Origin of the sequence: Streptococcus sp., assembly GCF_041802885.1 — a bacterium.
Taxonomy (GTDB): Bacteria; Bacillota; Bacilli; order Lactobacillales; family Streptococcaceae; genus Streptococcus.
Genome location: NZ_JBHCHN010000064.1, coordinates 42,259 through 60,676, shown reverse-complemented (window position 1 = coordinate 60,676; position 18,418 = coordinate 42,259). Strand labels below are relative to the sequence as shown.

The window sequence follows — 18,418 nt, the reverse complement described above, 5'->3', positions numbered from 1 at the left end:
AGAATCACGACCCAGGGTCGTGGTTTTTTTGCACGAAATCGTTATATTTGTCCGTACCAATTTTACGTGATATAATAGGGCATCTTTATTTTGGAGGACCATCATGCTAAAAGCAATGGAAGTATATTTGGTAACAAACGGAGACGGTTTGGATGCCATCGAATTTTACAAAGAAGCCCTGGGGGCAAATGTTGAGCAAGTCAATCTTTTCAAGGATTTCTTGCCAGATTGTCCAGCAGAATTGGAAAATCATGTCATGAATGCCCAGTTCCGCCTGCCAAACGGCCAACGCTTCATGCTTTCTGACAACAATCCAGAAATGCCATTCACAGTGGGAGACAACATCACGGTTGCCCTGATTACTGATGATGTTGAAACAGCAACTAACTATTATCAGAAGTTGGCAAAAGACGCCAAGGCCATCAACATGGAACTGCAAGCTGTCCCATGGTCACCAGCCTACGGCAACCTGACCGACAAGTTCGGTATCTCCTGGCAAGTTAACGCAGAAGTAGCAGGCTTTGGCCAAGAATACTACGCTGAAGAGAAATAAGATTGAAAGAAAGACAGGAAACATTTTTCTGTCTTTTTTGCTGGTTTGAAATGAGGTGTAAAATGATATAATATGTTGATAAGATTATATTATTGTAAAAACAGCATCGCTTTCATATATAATATGGTATAATAGAGATGATTTTATGATATGAGTGGGAGATTTCTATGGGACAAGGAGAAATTAAATCAAGTACAGTAGCTGCACAAGGGGCCATTTCTCAGCTGGTCAACGTTGACACAAGTGCCGTTCAAAATCAGTCAGTAGAATTTGGGTATGCAAGCGGTATTTTAGGGATGGACAATGCGAGACAGACGAATAATCAGATGCTCCAAGCTATCACCAGTTTTGCAGAGGCAACCTTGCGACAATCCAATAAATTTCCGGAAATCGCTGAAAAAATTGCCAAGCGAGATCTAGAAGAAGCCAAACGTTGGGAGAAATAGATGATGAAGGATAAAAGTGCTGAGGAACGCGAGAAACTATCTCAGAAAATCTTGGATTTAGAGATAAAAGAAGATGAATTCAAGTCTCTCAATCAAAAATATGAAGACACTCTTGAACATTTTTATTCTCAAATTCACCATCTTTCTCAAAGGCAGGAGTTGCTGTTACAAGAGACGATGGTACACCACAATAACCACCATAGAAGAGACTGGGAAGCCAATCAGGAATTGAAGCAACGTTTGAATCGCTATGTCGATCAATCCTACACCGAACTGGAAGATGTCCGTAGGAGGTTTAGGCGAGAAAACGATAAACAACGTGATCAACTGACAGAGGAAAGGAACAAACTTCCATGGGATTGAAATACAGTAGTGCAGATTCTCAAAATCTGATGACAGCCATGCGAAACAATCTAACACTCGCTAACCAAATAACAGACAGATTATCCAGTGGTTGCGATCATTTGATTTCTGCTTTAGATTCTGGCGAATTAAAAGGGGCTGCCTACACCGCTGGGAAAGGCCTATTTACAGAAATCATCATCCCCTCCATTAAGAAATTGCAGGCGGCGGTTGATGATATCCAAGCAGAGTTGACCTCCTATGAGTACGCTGACTCTGTTGTTGCAGAGTATGGTACACTTGACTTAGACAATATGGAGCGACAACTCGAGGTAAAGTGGAGTCAATTGGATGCGGTGGAAGAACAACAAGCCAAAAACACTCAATTTTTAACTCAGGCAAGTGCCTTCTTTTCGGGAGATTTAGGAAATCTCTGGGCTCAAATCGCGGCACTAGATGAAGCGAAAATGCAAATCCAGATGGGGATTGACGACCTGAATGAGCGCATTGAAAAATTAAAGTGGTTCAATGCGGATGTGTCTAAGTATTTTTCCGATAGTCTGACAGTATTACAGTCTGCTATCCAAGGAGCTCTTGCCTTGGGAAATATCACAGTGGATGATGCAGGAAATTATTACACAAACGGCAGTAATATGGACTGGCTGGCGACTATTAAGGGGGTCACTCTATTTACCACTGATAGAGGAAAAGACCCGAAATTATCGCTTATTGGTGAAAATATCAGAGATTTGATGTTGTCAGATGAGGCGAGTGATTACTACCGCAAACAACTGACGGCCCTTTTGGATGGAAAACCTGCTAGTGACTGGCCCCTCATCATCGATGCTTACAACCGGTCATTACTTTATGACGATGATGGCAATATCATTTCAATTATTCCATTTAATGCTGGTGCAGGAGATGGCTACATTGTCTTAAGAAACGGTGAGTATGATGCTCCTTACACAGCGCAGCTGAATCAGGAACAAAACAGTCAGTTTTGGCAAACTCTCGGCGATCAAGCTGCTCAATTGTTGCTGGGGATCAGTGAGGTTATTGGCGGTAGTGTCTTGTGGCTGGGTAGTTCTGCAGTTGGTGCAGGAGGTCTTGCTCTAGCCCTACCAACAGGCGGTACTGTGACCATACCAGCAGCAGCGGTTGCCAGTGCAGGCTATGCGACCTCAGGCACACTGATTGCAGGTGGTACCATCACCGTTACAGATGCCATCTCAAAAATAGCCGCGGCTAATGCCAATTTGCAGATTAGTTTTGCGAAGGGGTATGATGAAAGACCGGTGAGTCGTACCTTTAAAAAAGGAATTTCTGGTCGTGTGAATGGAAGAAAAGTTGATAATATTCGCGTTGATGCAGAGTGGAAGAGCGGAACTAGTGGCAAAATTCAGGTTCAATCAGGTAGTGGGAAACGAGGGTATGATTTAGACATTTATATGGAAGTGACAGATATTAATAGTAAGCAGGACATCATTAATTGGGTAACTACTCATCCTCAGTTAAAAGGTTTAAAGTCTGGAGAATTACAAAAAGTAATTGATGGTATGTGGAGAGCCTATCAGTCAATTCCTAAATAATAAGGAGAGCAGAAATGAAACTATACATTAAAGGTGATTATTCAAAGAGATTTCCCTATGGCTATTTGGAGCTGGCAGGAAAAATGTGGATTCCTGAGGAAATTCAAGAAACTTATTCTAATGCAGGAAATAATGACTCTTTACAAGATGATTTAACAGTTAGCTTGATGTGGGGTAAAAGTTTGTTTGATGCGAGATGGAATACTGTTCCATTGAAGGATACCGATTTGTCCCGTTTCTTTTCACATCGTGATGAATGGCTAGACTTAAAATTTGAAAATGCTTATGTTTCAGATTATAGAGAAAGAGGCGATTGTCTTAGGATTTTATCAACCCATCAGGAGCTTCTAACAATTGATAAACGTGCTATGTATATTATGGCGACTGAAGTTGCGAAAGCTATTGATGGAATGATTAGTGAAAATGATAAGGCAACATGGATAAGTGTTGAAGACTTTAAGCATCAACACCAAAAGATATTATCCTTAACTTTCGAGGAAGCTCATGAAATGAGTCTTGAAGAGATTTCATCTATGGACGCTGTTGCAGATCCACTTTGGAAGGAACTTGATAAACATAGAGAAGAATATATCGCTATTCACGGTGAGGTAGATTAAAAAATTGAAACTCTATATAAAAGGCGACTTTAAAAAGAAAATTACTTTTGGATATGAAGAATTAGCTCACAAAATGTGGACTGAGAGGATTAATGGGAAAGAACTTAGTATTTCTCATTCAGGTAATGATGAGACATTGCAGGAAGAAAATCTTATTAGCCTTTATCATAATAAGTGGCTAAATGATAACAGATGGAGCAATTCTGACATTGTTGCCTTGCATTCTTTTTTGAAAATGGAAAATATAAGTTTAGAGTTTGAATTGGCTCGTGTAAGCGACTATCGCGAAACAGGGGAGTATCTTAGAATTGCCTCCTCTCATAAGGATATTCTAACTGTTGATAAACGTGCTTTTTATATCATGGCTATAGAAGTTGCGACCGCTTTGGATGGGATAATTAGTGAAGATGATAGAGTTACGTGGATTAGAGTTGACGAATTTAAAGAACGGCATGCGGATGTTCTTTTATTAAGCTTTGAAGAAGCTCATGAGATGGGATTAAAAGAGGTTTTCAACATTGAATGTGTCAAGGATCCTATATGGGCAGAATTGAAAAAACAACGCGCAGAATACATCAAAATACATGGTGAGCGGATTTGGGAAGATGAGAAGTGCTGGTAATGTGTGTATTAATACCTACAATGGGATAAAGAAAGTGAGAGGTAACTAAATGAGGCTATATATAAGAGGTGATTATTCAAAAAATATTTTATTTGATTATCGTTATTTAGCTGAAAAAATGTGGTTCAAGGAAAGAAATGGTGAACCACTTGATATTTCCTATTCTGGCTATTTAAGAATATTTAATGATAATCCTGATATAACCCTCAAGTTAAATAAACGTGCCAACGATGACCGTTGGAATCAAGTTGATGTTCCGGTTAATGAAGAGGTTATCATTTCGTTAATGATTGAGTCAATTGATTTAGATTTCGAGGAACATTACGTTTCAGACTATCGAGAGCGTGGTGATTATCTCCGCATCATCACAACTCACCAAGATCTTTTAACGGTTGATAAACGAGCTGCCTATATCATGGCAATTGAGGTGGCAACAGCCATTGATGGTCAAATTAGTACAGATGACAAAAAAACTTGGCTGACGGTAGATGAATTTAAAGCAGAACACTCAGGAATTTTGTCATTAACCTATGAGGAAGCAACTGACATTAGTTTGGAAGAAATTTTGACAATGGAAGCTGTCTTTGAACCGCTTCAAGATGAGTTGGATGAAGCACGTGAAGAATATATCAAGATCCATGGGGAACGAGTGTGGGAAGATGAGGATGAGGAGACCTTTGGAATTTAAAGTTGTTTCTTCGATTTCTACATGGGACTGATCTAAAACCTAAGTCAGTGTCTTTTCACAAGGGAGTAGGGCCAGTCTACGCTGCCGCAAGTAATGGACAGGCTACTTAGATAGTTGAGTCATAAACAACGAAAGGAGGAAAACCATGGAGATTCTTCTCTATCCAATCATCGTATTTTTAGCAACGGCGCTGGGGGCGATTTCTGGGGTAGGTGGTGGGGCCATCATCAAGCCAGTTTTTGATCTTATTGGGATTGATAATGTGACAGTCATCGGCATCTATTCTACCTTTGCAGTCTTTTCCATGTGCCTGTCATCCATCTATAAACACAGCAGAAGTGGGATGGTGTTTGATAAGAAGATTCTCTATGGTCTTTCCTTGGGCTCGATGCTTGGTGGCCTTCTTGGCGATAGTATCTTCAAGCAGCTAACGCAAGAAATCCCCAATCATTCAGTGACCCTTATTCAATCCATTCTTCTCTTTATCGTCCTTCTGGCAGTCTTGCTATTTACAAGATTTAGTCATTCCTTGCCACCTTATCAGCTGCAAAGTTTGCCCATTATTTTTCTCCTTGGTCTCATTGTTGGAGCTCTCTCTGTATTTCTGGGTATTGGCGGAGGTCCCTTGAATGTTATTGTCTTGGTGGGGTTGATGGGTCTCACGACCAAAGATTCTGCCCCCTATTCGATTGCCATGATTTTTTTTGCCCAAATTCCAAAAATCATCACCATCCTCCTGATAGTTCAGCCAGCTGGTTTTCGATGGCAACTGGTCCCCCTCCTTGTCCTCACAGCCATCCTAGGCGGCACATATGGAACCCAGCTCAATCGCAAACTCTCCAACAAACAGGTCAATAGCATCTATTCCACCATGATGGCGGGATTATTGCTGATTTGTGTTTATAATATTTTGGTCAATATTGCATGATTTTAGGTGTTATCAATCGTATCAATTAGGGAATCTTCGTGCTTTTTATAATATGTGCTATAATGGATAACAGACCCCCCCAGAAAGGATCCTATACATGTCTTACAAATTTCTACTTTTCGATTTAGATCATACGTTGCTGGATTTTGATTTGGCAGAGGATGTGGCCTTGAGGCTGTTGCTGGAGGAAGCAGGAGTGGCGGATGTAGAGGCCTATCGTGATTATTATGTGCCCATGAACAAGGCCATGTGGCAGGATTTGACCCTGGGGAAAATCAGCAAGGCTGACTTGATTGCGACCCGTTTTGCCAAGCTTTTTGCCCATTTTGGTCAGAAAGTGGACGGGCCTTATTTTGCCCAACGCTACCAAGAATTTCTGAGTCAACAGGGTCAGGTTTTTTCTGGGGCCAAGGAGCTTTTGACCGAGCTGACAGCGCGTGATTACCGTCTGCTGGCCGCTACAAATGGTGTGACCTATATCCAGAAAGGCCGTCTGGCTCAGTCGGGTTTATCTCCCTATTTTGAAAAAATCTTTATTTCCGATGAAATGGGCTACCATAAGCCTGAGAAGGCATTTTACGACTCTATTCAAGCAACGGTTGCAGACTTTCAAGTTGAAAGAGCCCTGATGATTGGGGACAGCCTGATGGCAGACATACTGGGTGGCAACAATGCCAACATTGACACCGCCTGGTTCAATCCAGAGTCCCTGGCCAATACCAGTATTGCCAGACCAACCTATACCGTTCAAAGCTATGCCGATTTGCTCCGTATCCTATGAGACACCTATCCATTAGGTGTCTTTTTTGAGAATGTTCGGGAAAAGAGAAGTATCTTCTATTTTTGTTTTGTAAACGATTTCCAAAGTGCTATAATCGTTCATAAGAATACACTCACTCTTAGCTTGAAGTGATGTTCAAGTTAAGCCTTCCCAATCATAAGGAGGATATTATGGCTTATCAAACGATTTACCCCTACACCAATGAAGTCTTACAGACTTACGACAATGCCAGCGATGCAGACCTTGAAAAGGCTCTAGCGGCTGGCCATGATTTATATAAAAAATGGCGAGCAGATGGCGGTCTTTCGGAGCGTAAGGCCATTCTTCATCAGGTGGCCAACCTCTTGCGCCGGGATGCGGATTTCTACGCTGAAACCATGACCAAAGACATGGGGAAATTATTTACCGAGGCCAAGGGCGAGGTAGAACTTTGTGCAGAGATTGCGGATTATTTTGCAGACAAGGCAGAAGAATTCTTACAGCCTCAATCTTTTGAACCAATCCATGGAGAAGCCTATTGTCTCAAACAAGCAGTGGGGGTTATCTTCATGGTAGAACCTTGGAATTTCCCTTTCTATCAGATTATGCGGGTGTTTGCGCCAAACTTTATGATTGGCAATCCGACTGTCTTGAAACATGCTTCCATCTGTCCTGGGTCTGCACAAGCATTTGAAAATCTGGTAAAGGAGGCTGGGGCTCCGGAGGGTTCCTTTAAAAATCTCTTTCTCAGCTATGACCAAGTCAGCAAGGCTATCGCAGATCCACGTGTGCAGGGAGTTGCCTTGACAGGGTCTGAACGCGGTGGTGCTTCCATCGCAGCTGAAGCAGGAGCGAACATTAAAAAATCTGCTCTGGAATTGGGTGGAAACGATGCTTTTATCATTTTGGAAGATGCGGATTTTGACCTCTTAAATGACACTATCCTCTTTGCCCGCCTCTTTAATGCTGGACAGGTCTGTACCTCCTCCAAACGTTTTGTAGTGGTCGGTCAAGAGAACTATCAAAAATTTGTTGACATGGTTGTTGAGAAATTCAAGACGGTGAAATGGGGGGATCCGATGGATCCGGAGACCACCCTGGCACCTCTTTCATCAGCAGAGGCTAAAAAGGATGTCCTTGCCCAAATCAAGCTGGCCCTGGACCATGGGGCGACAGCAGTTTATGGCAATGAACCGATTGACCACCCTGGCAACTTCGTTCATCCGACTGTTTTGACCAACATTAGCAAAGACAATCCGATTTACAATACGGAAATCTTTGGGCCGGTCGCTTCCATCTATCAGGTTGACAGTGAAAAAGAAGCTATTGAACTGGCTAATGATTCCAGTTATGGGCTGGGTGGTACAGTTTTCAGCAAGGATATTGAACATGCCAAGGCAGTAGCTGCCAAAATTGAAACAGGCATGAGCTTTATCAATTCAGGCTGGACCTCCCATCCAGAAATTCCATTTGGAGGAATCAAAAATTCAGGCTATGGCCGCGAACTCAGCCAGCTGGGTTTCGACGCTTTTGTCAATGAGCACCTGATTTTCACACCTCATTCATAAGTTGAATGCTGCGCAAGACATCTAGGATTCTAGGTGTCTTTTTCAAAGTTTTTTATATATGACACTCAAAACATATTTCTGAAGATGTACTTAAAAACTGGAAATTCCCAGTCTACCTAGCTCTGGCTGAAAAGAGCAAGGTCACCAGCCAATCCACCGCAGACAATGCAAAGCCCTTAAAAACCTCACTATGAAAAAATGGAAAAAGACCACCCATTCCCTGCCTATGGAAGTTCCAGCAGAACTAACCCAAGAATTGATAAACTTTTGGAAGAAAGCAGAAGAGTGAGTGGAATAAAGGAATGATAAACAAATGGGCTAGCTAATATTTTGGCTAGCTTTTTTCCAACTCAAATATGGTACAATAGACCTATGAATAAGACAATCAAACACAAGCTAGAATTATTGCCAGACAGCCCTGGATGCTACATCCACAAGGACAAGAACGGCAGCATCATCTATGTGGGTAAGGCCAAAAATCTCAAAAATCGGGTGCGGTCCTATTTTCGGGGCAGTCATGATACCAAGACAGAACTTTTGGTTTCTGAAATTGAGGATTTCGAGTTTATCGTGACCGAGTCTAACACAGAAGCCCTGCTTTTGGAAATCAACCTGATTCAGGAGAACAAGCCCAAGTACAACATTCGGCTCAAGGATGACAAGTCCTATCCCTACATCAAGATCAGCAATGAAGTCTATCCCCGTCTTCTCATTACCCGCCAGGTCAAGAAGCAGGACGGACTCTACTTTGGTCCCTACCCGGATTCGGGCGCTGCGACTGAGATTAAGCGGCTCTTGGACCGTCTTTTTCCCTTTAAAAAATGTACCAATCCAGCCAACAAGGTTTGTTTCTACTATCATTTGGGCCAATGCAATGCCCATACCATTTGCCAGACAGACCGGGCTTACTGGAATGGCTTGAAAGAGGATGTCAAAAACTTCCTCAATGGCAAGGATGACAAGATCATCAACCAGCTGCGGGAGAAGATGACCAAGGCTTCCGACTTCATGGAATTTGAGCGGGCGGCAGAGTACCGGGACCTGATTCAGGCCATTGGCCTCCTTCGCACCAAGCAGCGGGTCATGCATCAGGATTTGATGGACCGGGATATTTTCGGCTATTATGTGGAAAAAGGATGGATGTGCGTCCAAGTTTTCTTTGTTCGTCAAGGCAAACTCATCCAGCGAGATGTCAATCTTTTTCCCTACTATAATGAACCTGAAGAGGATTTCCTGACCTATATGGGCCAATTTTACCGAGACAGCAAGCATTTCTTGCCCAAGGAAATCTTTATTCCCCAAGACATTGATGAGGACTTGGTCAAGGCTCTGGTGGATGTCAAGGTTGTCAAGCCCCAAAAGGGCGAGAAGAAGCAGCTGGTTAATCTGGCTACCAAAAATGCCCGGGTCAGCCTCCAGCAGAAGTTTGACCTGCTGGAAAAGGATATGAAGAAGACTCAAGGGGCCATTGAAAATCTGGGCGACCTGCTCCATATTCCCAAGCCTGTCCGCATTGAGGCCTTCGATAACTCCAATATCCAGGGAACCAGCCCAGTTTCTGCTATGGTGGTCTTTGTGGACGGAAAGCCCAGCAAGAAGGATTACCGAAAATTTAAAATCAAAACAGTGGTCGGGCCAGATGATTATGCCAGTATGCGGGAGGTCATCTATCGCCGGTACAGCCGGGTGATGAAGGATGGCTTGACACCGCCAGACCTGATTATCATTGATGGTGGCCAGGGTCAGGTCAATGTAGCCCGTGAAGTTATCAAAGAGCGACTGGGACTGGATATTCCCATCGCTGGTCTGCAAAAAAATGACAAGCACCAAACCCATGAATTGCTCTTTGGCGACCCATTGCAGGTCATCGATTTGCCCCGCAATTCAGAAGAATTTTTCCTCCTCCACCGCATTCAGGACGAGGTGCACCGCTTTGCCATCACCTTCCACCGCCAGCTCCGCTCCAAAAATTCCTTCAGCTCCAAGCTGGATGGGATTGCAGGCCTAGGACCCAAGCGTAAACAAGCCCTGCTTAAGCACTTTAAAAACCTGACCAATATCCAAGAAGCCGACATCGATGACATCATCAACTGCGGCATCCCAAGAAATGTCGCTGAACTTGTCAAGGAGAAGTTGGAGAAGAAGGATGATTAGTTTTTTCTATTTGATTTTGCAACTTTGCATTGTTTATGCTTGTGTTACTTTGGCCATCCACAACTTTGGGCCAAACAATTGGTTGCTCTTGCTCTGTCTCCTGCCCCTTTATCTGATTGGAAGAGAAGCAAACATTGGTTTCTGGCGCTTACTGGGCTATCATCCTGAGCCCCATACGAAATCCTGGGGTGCTGGTACACGGCGGCTTGAGTTACCAATTTTCGTCAAGACCAGTTCTGACTATGCGAGGCTATATTCCAGTCATCATAAGGGATACCAGTTTCTCTTTACATTTCTCCGTATCATGCTATGGAGTACCTTACCAGCGCTGATCTTATTGAGTTTGGGCTTGTGTATGTTCTTTCAGATTCAAGGTTTCTGGGCACTAGTCATCTGCTTCAGTCCCATCTTTCTGCTCATCTTGCTGGATATGAAATTCCAAACGAGATTTCCTAAATGGTTTGCCCTTGAAGTTTTTTTAGTAGAGAGGGGGCTTCCTATTTTTCGGAAGAAGAAGAATTTATGGAAATGACGAAGAAGATGAGGTTTGAAATCTCCCCCTATTCATGATAAAATAAGGAAATAAGAACAAAACTGAACACGGCTACGACACCATGCAAAATGATAAAGATTTCCTAGGTGCCCATCATCTTTGTCAGTTTTCCCATTTTGCAGTGTGTCACCTACGCCTTTGTATCTTAATGAAAAGGAGAAGTCGAATGGCTTTCGGAGAAGAAAAACACAAAAAGACAACATTTGAAAAAATCACCATGCTGGTCATCGTTTTGATGGTCATTGCAACTATTGCTGGTCTGGTATTCCCAGCGATCAGCGCCCTCCTCTAAGAAACGCTATCAAGCGTTTTTTTCAGGCAAAGTGAAAGGAAAAAGGACCAGAAAGTCCTAGTAATTACAGTATGAGTATGTTTTTAGATACAGCCAAGATTTCGGTCAAGGCTGGTAAGGGTGGCGATGGCATGGTGGCCTTTCGCCGCGAAAAGTATGTGCCTAATGGCGGACCATGGGGCGGCGATGGCGGCAAGGGAGGCTCTGTTGTTTTCCGTGTCGATGAAGGCCTTCGGACCCTCATGGATTTTCGCTACAACCGTAAATTCAGGGCCAAGGATGGCGAAAAAGGCATGTCAAAAGGCATGCACGGTCGTGGTTCAGAAGATTTGATTGTGCGCGTGCCGCAGGGAACAACCGTCCGTGATGCCGAAACTGGCAAGATTATCACTGACTTGGTTGAAAATGGCCAAGAATTTGTCATTGCCCGCGGTGGCCGTGGTGGTCGTGGCAATATTCGGTTTGCAACGCCCCGCAACCCAGCCCCAGAGATTTCGGAAAATGGAGAACCTGGGGAAGAGCGCCAACTGGAATTGGAATTGAAGGTCTTAGCTGATGTCGGTCTGGTCGGTTTCCCATCCGTTGGAAAATCAACCCTGCTCAGTGTCATCACCTCAGCCAAGCCAAAAATCGGTGCCTACCACTTTACCACCATTGTGCCAAACCTAGGAATGGTTCGGACCAAATCAGGCGAATCATTTGCAGTAGCAGATTTGCCAGGTTTGATTGAAGGGGCTAGTCAGGGTGTGGGTCTTGGAACCCAGTTCCTTCGTCACATTGAGCGGACTCGAGTGATCCTCCATGTCATTGACATGTCAGCAAGTGAAGGTCGCGATCCCTATGAGGATTACCTGTCCATCAACAAGGAGCTGGAAACCTACAACCTCCGCCTCATGGAACGTCCGCAGATAATTGTTGCAAACAAGATGGACATGCCAGAATCCCAAGAAAACCTGAAGATTTTCAAGGAAAAGCTGGCTGCCAACTATGATGAATTTGATGAATTACCAATGATTTTCCCTATTTCCTCCTTGGCCCATCAAGGTCTGGAAAATCTCTTGGAAGCAACTGCAGAATTGCTTGATAAGACACCTGAATTCCTCCTCTATGATGAGGCAGAATTCCAGGATGAAGAGGAAGTCTACTACGGGTTCCAAGATGATGAGGCACCATTTGACATCAGCCGTGATGATGATGCTACCTGGGTCTTGTCTGGTGAGAAGCTGGAGCGACTTTTTGTCATGACCAATATGGACCGGGACGAATCCATCATGAAATTCGCCCGCCAACTGCGTGGAATGGGAGTGGACGAAGCCCTGCGTGCCCGAGGCGCCAAAGACGGAGACATCGTCCGCATCGGCAACTTTGAATTTGAGTTTGTGGATTAACGTTGGAATCACATCTAAGTCCTAAAGGACTTGATGTGATACGGTAGCCGCTATGGCGATCTACCTACCAACCTTACTAACTTCACCCAAATGGTATTATCGACCATTTGGGTTCCGTGTCGTAACCAGTCAGGTATGTTGGCTTTGATTGAGCCAAGAAATGTGAAAGCGAGGTCGATAAATGGGCTTAGTATCTTTTAAAGATAAGGATGGCAATTTTGGGTCTGCGGCGGATGTCTGGAATCCAGACCGTCTGGAGCAACTCTTTAACGAATTGAATCCCAACCGCAAGTTGCGCTTGGAGCGGGAAAGATTAGCCAAAGAAGAAGCGCAAGAAAAAACACATAGTGAAGAATAAAATGAAGCCTACTGCATGAAAACAGTAGGCTTTTCAATTATCTTATTCTCAGCAAGCTTTCCTCATCCAGCTGATAGTGGAGTGCAGCCACCTCCTCGATGAAACGGCGGTCATGGGAAACACTGATGATGGCGCCTGGGTAATCTATCAATAACTGACGAATGAGGGGCTGACTGGTTGGTGAAAAGTGGCGGGTCGGCTCATCCAAGATAAGTACATCATTGCCAGCCAAGACCATTCGTGCCAGAAAAAGTTTGGCCTTTTGCCCGCCTGACAAATCATGTAGGGAATGGACCACCTCTTGTCTGGTAAATTTTAAACTGGCCAGAAGGGTTCGTGCCTTCTCTTCATCAGCTACCGAAGCTAGAAAGGACAGAGGTGTATCCTGATTTTCAAACTCCTCCTCGTAGTGCTGGGGCATGTAGCCAACGGATAAGTCAGGACGAGCTAGCAAGTCTTTCATGATTAGTTTGAGTAACCTAGTCTTGCCAATTCCATTCTTGCCAGTGATGACCAGCTTATCCTGGCCTCGAATCTGCAAGTTTACCGTTTGACCTGTCGGCAAGGCCTTATGCTCCCAAGTGAGAATGGTTTTGCTGGCCGGTAGGGGCTTTATTTCTGAGAAAAAGAGCTGGATGGCATCCATGTTTTGCGGCATTTCGGTCAGGTTTTCGGCTTCTTTTTTCAATCGCTTTTCTTGACTGAGAACATTCTTCATCTTCTTAGCCAAGAGCCGACCGGCTGTGCTGTCATGGGTCTGGCGCAGGATATGCTCGACGCTTTGGTGGATGCGATGGTGGCGCTCCATCTTCTTGGCATGTTCTTCCCGCTCTTTCTTGGCCACTTGGAGCTGGTGTTCAAACTTTTCCGTCCGCTCCTGACGGTACTGATCATAGCTGCCACGGTAAAAAGTTGCCCGAGGTTCCGTCCGCTTTTTGAGCAATTCTAGGTGCAAAATAGCAGTAGCTGCCCGAGCTAGCAAACTCTCATCATGGGAAATGAAAAGGATGGCCTTGTCTGATTGCCGGATAAAGTTTTCCAGCCATTGTAGGGTTTCTAAGTCTAAATCACTGGAAGGCTCATCTAAAATCAGCAAGTCAGGGTCAGTGGCTAGGATTTTCAGCAATTGTACTTTTAAGCGTTCTCCACCTGACAGACTGGCCAGAGTTTGATTTTGAGCGTCAAATCTGTCCAAATCAAGCCTGAATTGGTCGGCATACTTGTAAAAAAGGTTGAAATCAAGGAATCCATAGTCCAGATTATGATAGAGAAAATCCATGACGGTTAGTTGGAGTTCTTCATTTTCCAAGGCTTGTGGCAAATAACCGAACTGGTGAAAGTGATTGGTGATGGTCCCTGTGAGTTGGGCATAGGAAGCCAGCATTTCGGGGGCAGCGATGGCCTTGATGAGGCTGGACTTGCCAGTGCCTTCTTCACCAATAATGGCTAGTTTTTCGCCTGGATTTAAGACCAAATTCAGGTCTCGTACTAGGTTCTGTAGATCCTTTTGATGGGTAATGGTGAGTTTTTCTAGTTGTAGCATAGGTCCTCCCTAGGAGAAGAGACCAGCTTAGCGATTTCCTATATTATGACTGATAATAGGCTTGCTGTGCTGGTTGGTATGACCAGGGCGGACATTCTTATCAGCTGTTTTGCCAGTTTGTCCCTTCCCTTGTGGCTGTTTTACTTGTTTTTTCAGTTGGTCTAAGTGTTTCATTGTCTTTTCCTTTCTATCTCTGCAATCAAAAATCCCTACTTTATCAAGCAGGGATAGTTTGGCTACTTCAAAAAGACTAGGCAAAAAAGACTAGCAGAGGGAGAAGCAGAGCGCACTAAAAAACCACAACTTGATAAAGTTTAGCGTTTCGTTTGGGAACAACACGCTACATCCATCTGTGATTTCTTAGTTTTTCATGGCTCCCTTACCTCCTTATTTTTCTAATAATAGCATAGCATATAATGTAAGCGATGTCAACAGTTTGAAAAAACGGACATTTACCTATAAACAGTGCTTTCAACTGCCAATCTTTGCTGTCATAAGGTATAATAGGATAAAGTATTTGGGTCCATGCCTGAAAATGAAAAGGAAATGAAAAATATATGGATATTGTATTGAGTGTCTTGCCCATTGTCATCTTGATTTTTTTGATGATAAAAATGCGGGTCCCTGCCAACTATGCCCTACCTGGCATTGCAGTCTTGGTCTATCTTATCTTGCTGTTCTATTTTAAGACGGACTTTGCCCTTCTCAATTCAGGTCTGGTGACAGGATTTTGGGCGACCCTGACCCCGATTACAGTGATTATGGGAGCCGTTCTTTTCAATAACTTCCAGCAACAGACAGGCAATCAAACCGTTATCAACCGCTGGATGTCTAGCCTGACACCCAATCCAGTTGCTCAGATGATGATAATCGGCTATGCCTTTGCCTTTATGATTGAAGGGGCTTCGGGATTTGGAACACCGGCGGCCATTGCAGCGCCTATTCTGATTGCCCTTGGTTTTGAACCCTTGAAGGTGGTGATAGCGGTCCTGATTTTTAATTCCATCCCTGTATCCTTTGGGGCTGTTGGGACACCGACCTGGTTTGGATTTGGCTCTCTGGGTCTTTCAACAGATCAAATCACAGAGTTGGGATTGAAGGCTTCTATGATTCACTTGACGGCTGGGCTGATCATTCCTCTATTAGCCCTCAAGCAGGTCTTTGGCTGGCAGGAAATCAAACAAAATTTGATCTATATCTATGTGACGGTTTTCGCCTGTGCCATCCCTATGACTTTGCTGGCAACCTTTAACTATGAGTTTCCATCCCTTCTGGGAGGAGCCATTGGTTTCGTTGTTTCCATTTGGATGGCAAAGAAAAATATTGGATTGGCTACGGGACAAAAAGAGGTTCAGATAGTAGAAGCAGTGCCTACTAAAGAACTTTTCAAGGCTATCCTACCCTTGATTTCATTGGTCTTCATTTTGGTTATTACCCGGGTTCCTCAACTGGGATTGAAGGGTTTGATGCGGACAGATGCTATCCTTTTCAAGGCCAATCTTGGCTTTGCAGAATTGGAAGTCACTCAGGCCCTCAAATTTAGTCTGGCCAATGTCTTTGGAACAACCTCTAGCGAATCCTACGAATTACTCTACGCTCCAGCCTTTATTCCCTTCTTTTTCATCGTTCTAACCCATGCGGCTCTCTACGTAAAGATGAAGGGGCAGGTTGGCAAGATGTTTGCTCAAACTGCTAACCAGATGCTGGTACCCTTTTTCGCTCTTCTGGGCGGTGTGACCATGGTCAAGTTTATGTTGCTCAATGGAAATAACTCCATGGTTTCTATCATCGGCATTTCTTTGGCTGCTGCTACTGGACCATATTGGGGGCTCTTTGCCTCCTATCTGGGGGCTATCGGTGCCTTCTTCTCTGGGTCAGCTACCATCTCCAATTTAATCTTTGGCGGTGTCCAGCAATCTATCGCAACCCAGACCGGCCTCAATATGACCAGTATTCTGGCTATGCAGTCTGTCGGTGGCGCCATGGGGAATATGACCTGTATCAACAATATTATAGCAGCCTCATCTGTATCTGGTGTCTATCGAAAAGAGGGTTATATCATGCAGAAAACTGCTGTTCCCATGTTTATCTACGGTATCATCGCAGCCCTGGTCGGCTTATTTCTGACCTAATGGATGCACGAGTCTTACGATTAGTAAGGCTTTTTCTTTGATTTTTTCTGATATACAGATATTACTTGACAAAACATACTATGTATTGTATAGTATAAGTGTAAAGGAGGTATGAGTATGGAATCACAACTCAAACGCGGTTTGATTGAAGTCTGTGTTTTGGCAGCTATTCGTAAGCAAGATTCCTATGGCTATCAGATAATAAAAGACATTTCCCCTTATCTCTCGATTTCTGAGTCGACCCTCTATCCAATATTGAAACGTTTGGAGTCCAATGGGTACCTGACTGTCTATTCCATAGAGCATAATGGACGGTTGCGAAAGTACTATCAGATTACCCAGGCAGGATTGGGTAAAATTGAGGATTTTAAGCAAGAGTGGAACAAATTACAGAAAGCCTATGATTTTATTACTGGGGAGGAGATTGCATGAAAAGAGAAGAATTTACAGAGGCTTTAAAATTGGCCTTGAAAGATTTACCAGAGCAGGAAATCCAGTCATCTCTGGCCTATTTCAATGAGATGATTGATGACCGGATAGATGAGGGTATGACAGAAGAAGAAGCCATTGCGGATATGGGTCGTGTTGATGAGATTGCTGCCAAACTATTAGCGGAAAACCAGACCTTGGTGGAGCGAGTCAAGGAGAAATTAATCCCCAAACGCCGTCTAGCGACTTGGGAAATTATTCTCCTTATCCTGGGATTTCCATTATGGGGAAGTTTGCTCCTAGCAGCAGTGGCGATACTATTTTCAATAGTTGTGGCAGTTGCCTCCATTGGAGTTGGTGCGATTGCAGGTATCTTAGCAGGATTCGCCATGCTCTTTGTGGGACCATTTAATTTCAATCATAATTTAAATAGTTATCTTTTAAGCATAGCAATTTCTTGTCTCAGTATCGGACTAGGTCTACTCTGTTTTAGCTGGGTCGTTCAACTTTTCCGCTTTGTCAAAACCCGTTTCAAACAGTACAGAAAGTAGGTAACTCTATGAAAACGATTCAACGTATCGCAGGTGTTTTTCTGCTCATCAGTCTCATTGTCGGCGGAACTGTTCTGGTGCGGACTGGTGGCGATTTTTCAGAATTAGGCAATGAGAATCAGGTGCAAAAAGAAAAAACATTCGAGGCAAGCCAGATTAAAGAGCTCAGTTTTGATATGACTGCATCGGATGTCAAAGTGACCGGCAGTGACGACACGGGCCAAGTTCTTATCAAATACCCTGAAAGCAAGAGTAGAAGTTATACCATTACAGAAGAAAACGGCCAACTGACCATCTCGGAAAAGAACGATCGGATATTTGGCATCTTTAGTTTTGATTTCTTTTTCTCAAAGGATTGGGAGGTTGAGGTCATTCTACCTGTGGATAGTCTGGATAATTTAACTCTGGACAGCTCTTCTGGTGATGTGGACATTCAAAAGTTGGTCATAAAGGAAAATCTAGATTTGCATCTCAGTTCAGGAGCTGTCCAGTTACAGACGGTTACAGTTGCTGGTGAAACTTCTGTGCAGTTAAGCAGTGGTGAGATTGGTCTAACCAATGTTGTAGCAAAAGATCTTCATCTCGAAGTCACCTCAGGAGTCATTCAACTTGAGGGGGCGATAGTGGCCAATCAAACAAGGCTGGAGGCGACTTCTGGCGACATTAGACTTTCTCAATTTAAGGCTGGACAGAAAACGGAGATATCAGTGACCTCTGGAGATATTAGTGGCGATGTGCTTGGCAAGATGACAGAATACACCATTCAATCTAGCGTAACTTCCGGAGATAATAACCTACCTCAAGAACTAGATGGAGGCAACAAGCAGCTCCGAGTAGAAGCTACTTCAGGAGATATCAACCTTCAGTTTGAAAAATAAGACAGAAAAAATGGAGCTCAAGCTCCA

At 43.8% G+C, this 18,418-nt stretch carries 21 protein-coding genes; 19 read left to right on the top strand and 2 right to left on the bottom strand.

All coding sequences use genetic code 11. The features are described 5' to 3' along the window. Positions 1 to 103: 103 nt before the first annotated feature. From ACEYCN_RS08360 to ACEYCN_RS08290, 15 genes are all read left to right on the top strand, one after another. On the top strand, positions 104 to 553 hold the full coding sequence (locus tag ACEYCN_RS08360) for a VOC family protein (protein ID WP_373713829.1): 450 nt from the start codon (positions 104 to 106) through the stop codon (positions 551 to 553). A 167-nt stretch (positions 554 to 720) separates the two neighbouring features. After that, positions 721 to 999 (top strand): TIGR04197 family type VII secretion effector, encoded by a 279-nt coding sequence (locus tag ACEYCN_RS08355; protein WP_373713828.1) that lies wholly within the window; start codon positions 721 to 723, stop codon positions 997 to 999. Beyond that, positions 1,000 to 1,362, top strand: coding sequence for a cingulin (locus ACEYCN_RS08350; RefSeq protein WP_373713827.1), 363 nt, complete (start codon positions 1,000 to 1,002; stop codon positions 1,360 to 1,362). Beyond that, entirely contained in the window at positions 1,359 to 2,930 is a 1,572-nt protein-coding gene (locus ACEYCN_RS08345) for a virulence protein (RefSeq protein ID WP_373713826.1), read from the top strand. The genes ACEYCN_RS08350 and ACEYCN_RS08345 overlap by 4 nt, the downstream gene beginning before the upstream one ends. Positions 2,931 to 2,944: 14 nt before the next feature. Further along, complete coding sequence (locus tag ACEYCN_RS08340) at positions 2,945 to 3,547, top strand: hypothetical protein (RefSeq protein WP_373713825.1); 603 nt, start codon at positions 2,945 to 2,947, stop codon at positions 3,545 to 3,547. Positions 3,548 to 3,551: 4 nt separating this feature from the next. After that, complete coding sequence (locus ACEYCN_RS08335; protein ID WP_373713824.1) at positions 3,552 to 4,169, top strand: hypothetical protein; 618 nt, start codon at positions 3,552 to 3,554, stop codon at positions 4,167 to 4,169. A 49-nt stretch (positions 4,170 to 4,218) separates the two neighbouring features. Beyond that, complete coding sequence (locus tag ACEYCN_RS08330; RefSeq protein WP_373713823.1) at positions 4,219 to 4,857, top strand: hypothetical protein; 639 nt, start codon at positions 4,219 to 4,221, stop codon at positions 4,855 to 4,857. A gap of 145 nt (positions 4,858 to 5,002) precedes the next feature. Further along, complete coding sequence (locus ACEYCN_RS08325; RefSeq protein WP_373713822.1) at positions 5,003 to 5,785, top strand: sulfite exporter TauE/SafE family protein; 783 nt, start codon at positions 5,003 to 5,005, stop codon at positions 5,783 to 5,785. Between the two features lie 97 nt (positions 5,786 to 5,882). Further along, on the top strand, positions 5,883 to 6,566 hold the full coding sequence (locus ACEYCN_RS08320) for a YjjG family noncanonical pyrimidine nucleotidase (protein WP_373713821.1): 684 nt from the start codon (positions 5,883 to 5,885) through the stop codon (positions 6,564 to 6,566). 170 nt (positions 6,567 to 6,736) lie between these two features. Beyond that, entirely contained in the window at positions 6,737 to 8,113 is a 1,377-nt protein-coding gene (locus ACEYCN_RS08315; protein WP_373713820.1) for an NAD-dependent succinate-semialdehyde dehydrogenase, read from the top strand. A gap of 372 nt (positions 8,114 to 8,485) precedes the next feature. Continuing rightward, positions 8,486 to 10,267, top strand: coding sequence for an excinuclease ABC subunit UvrC (gene uvrC, locus ACEYCN_RS08310; protein WP_373713819.1), 1,782 nt, complete (start codon positions 8,486 to 8,488; stop codon positions 10,265 to 10,267). Continuing rightward, a complete protein-coding gene (locus ACEYCN_RS08305; protein ID WP_373713818.1) occupies positions 10,260 to 10,799 on the top strand; it encodes a hypothetical protein in 540 nt (179 codons plus the stop codon). Before uvrC ends, ACEYCN_RS08305 begins: the two co-directional genes overlap by 8 nt. 187 nt (positions 10,800 to 10,986) lie before the next feature. Beyond that, the gene (locus ACEYCN_RS08300) at positions 10,987 to 11,112 is read left to right on the top strand and encodes a DUF4044 domain-containing protein (RefSeq protein WP_373713817.1); all 126 of its coding nucleotides are present in this window, start codon (positions 10,987 to 10,989) and stop codon (positions 11,110 to 11,112) included. Positions 11,113 to 11,183: 71 nt separating this feature from the next. Continuing rightward, positions 11,184 to 12,500 carry a GTPase ObgE gene (obgE, locus tag ACEYCN_RS08295; protein ID WP_373713816.1) on the top strand — a complete coding sequence of 439 codons (1,317 nt, stop codon included), beginning with the start codon at positions 11,184 to 11,186 and terminating at the stop codon, positions 12,498 to 12,500. A 181-nt stretch (positions 12,501 to 12,681) separates the two neighbouring features. Then, the gene (locus ACEYCN_RS08290; protein WP_373713815.1) at positions 12,682 to 12,858 is read left to right on the top strand and encodes a hypothetical protein; all 177 of its coding nucleotides are present in this window, start codon (positions 12,682 to 12,684) and stop codon (positions 12,856 to 12,858) included. Positions 12,859 to 12,895: 37 nt separating this feature from the next. Here the strand turns inward: ACEYCN_RS08290 and ACEYCN_RS08285 are convergent, their stop codons facing one another. Beyond that, the gene (locus ACEYCN_RS08285; RefSeq protein ID WP_373713814.1) at positions 12,896 to 14,401 is read right to left on the bottom strand and encodes an ATP-binding cassette domain-containing protein; all 1,506 of its coding nucleotides are present in this window, start codon (positions 14,399 to 14,401) and stop codon (positions 12,896 to 12,898) included. A 27-nt stretch (positions 14,402 to 14,428) separates the two neighbouring features. After that, positions 14,429 to 14,575 carry a hypothetical protein gene (locus tag ACEYCN_RS08280; protein ID WP_373713813.1) on the bottom strand — a complete coding sequence of 49 codons (147 nt, stop codon included), beginning with the start codon at positions 14,573 to 14,575 and terminating at the stop codon, positions 14,429 to 14,431. Positions 14,576 to 14,958: 383 nt separating this feature from the next. On the opposite strand from ACEYCN_RS08280, the gene ACEYCN_RS08275 reads away from it, so the two are divergent. The 4 genes from ACEYCN_RS08275 to ACEYCN_RS08260 all read left to right on the top strand — a co-directional run bounded on the left by ACEYCN_RS08275 (position 14,959) and on the right by ACEYCN_RS08260 (position 18,391). Then, the gene (locus ACEYCN_RS08275; protein WP_373713812.1) at positions 14,959 to 16,533 is read left to right on the top strand and encodes an L-lactate permease; all 1,575 of its coding nucleotides are present in this window, start codon (positions 14,959 to 14,961) and stop codon (positions 16,531 to 16,533) included. A gap of 117 nt (positions 16,534 to 16,650) precedes the next feature. Continuing rightward, positions 16,651 to 16,965 (top strand): PadR family transcriptional regulator, encoded by a 315-nt coding sequence (locus tag ACEYCN_RS08270; protein WP_373713811.1) that lies wholly within the window; start codon positions 16,651 to 16,653, stop codon positions 16,963 to 16,965. Then, positions 16,962 to 17,513, top strand: a complete 552-nt coding sequence (locus ACEYCN_RS08265) for a DUF1700 domain-containing protein (protein WP_373713810.1) — start codon at positions 16,962 to 16,964, stop codon at positions 17,511 to 17,513. Before ACEYCN_RS08270 ends, ACEYCN_RS08265 begins: the two co-directional genes overlap by 4 nt. 8 nt (positions 17,514 to 17,521) lie before the next feature. Continuing rightward, positions 17,522 to 18,391: a DUF4097 family beta strand repeat-containing protein gene (locus ACEYCN_RS08260; RefSeq protein WP_373713809.1), complete on the top strand. Its 870-nt coding sequence runs from the start codon at positions 17,522 to 17,524 to the stop codon at positions 18,389 to 18,391. Positions 18,392 to 18,418: the final 27 nt, after the last annotated feature.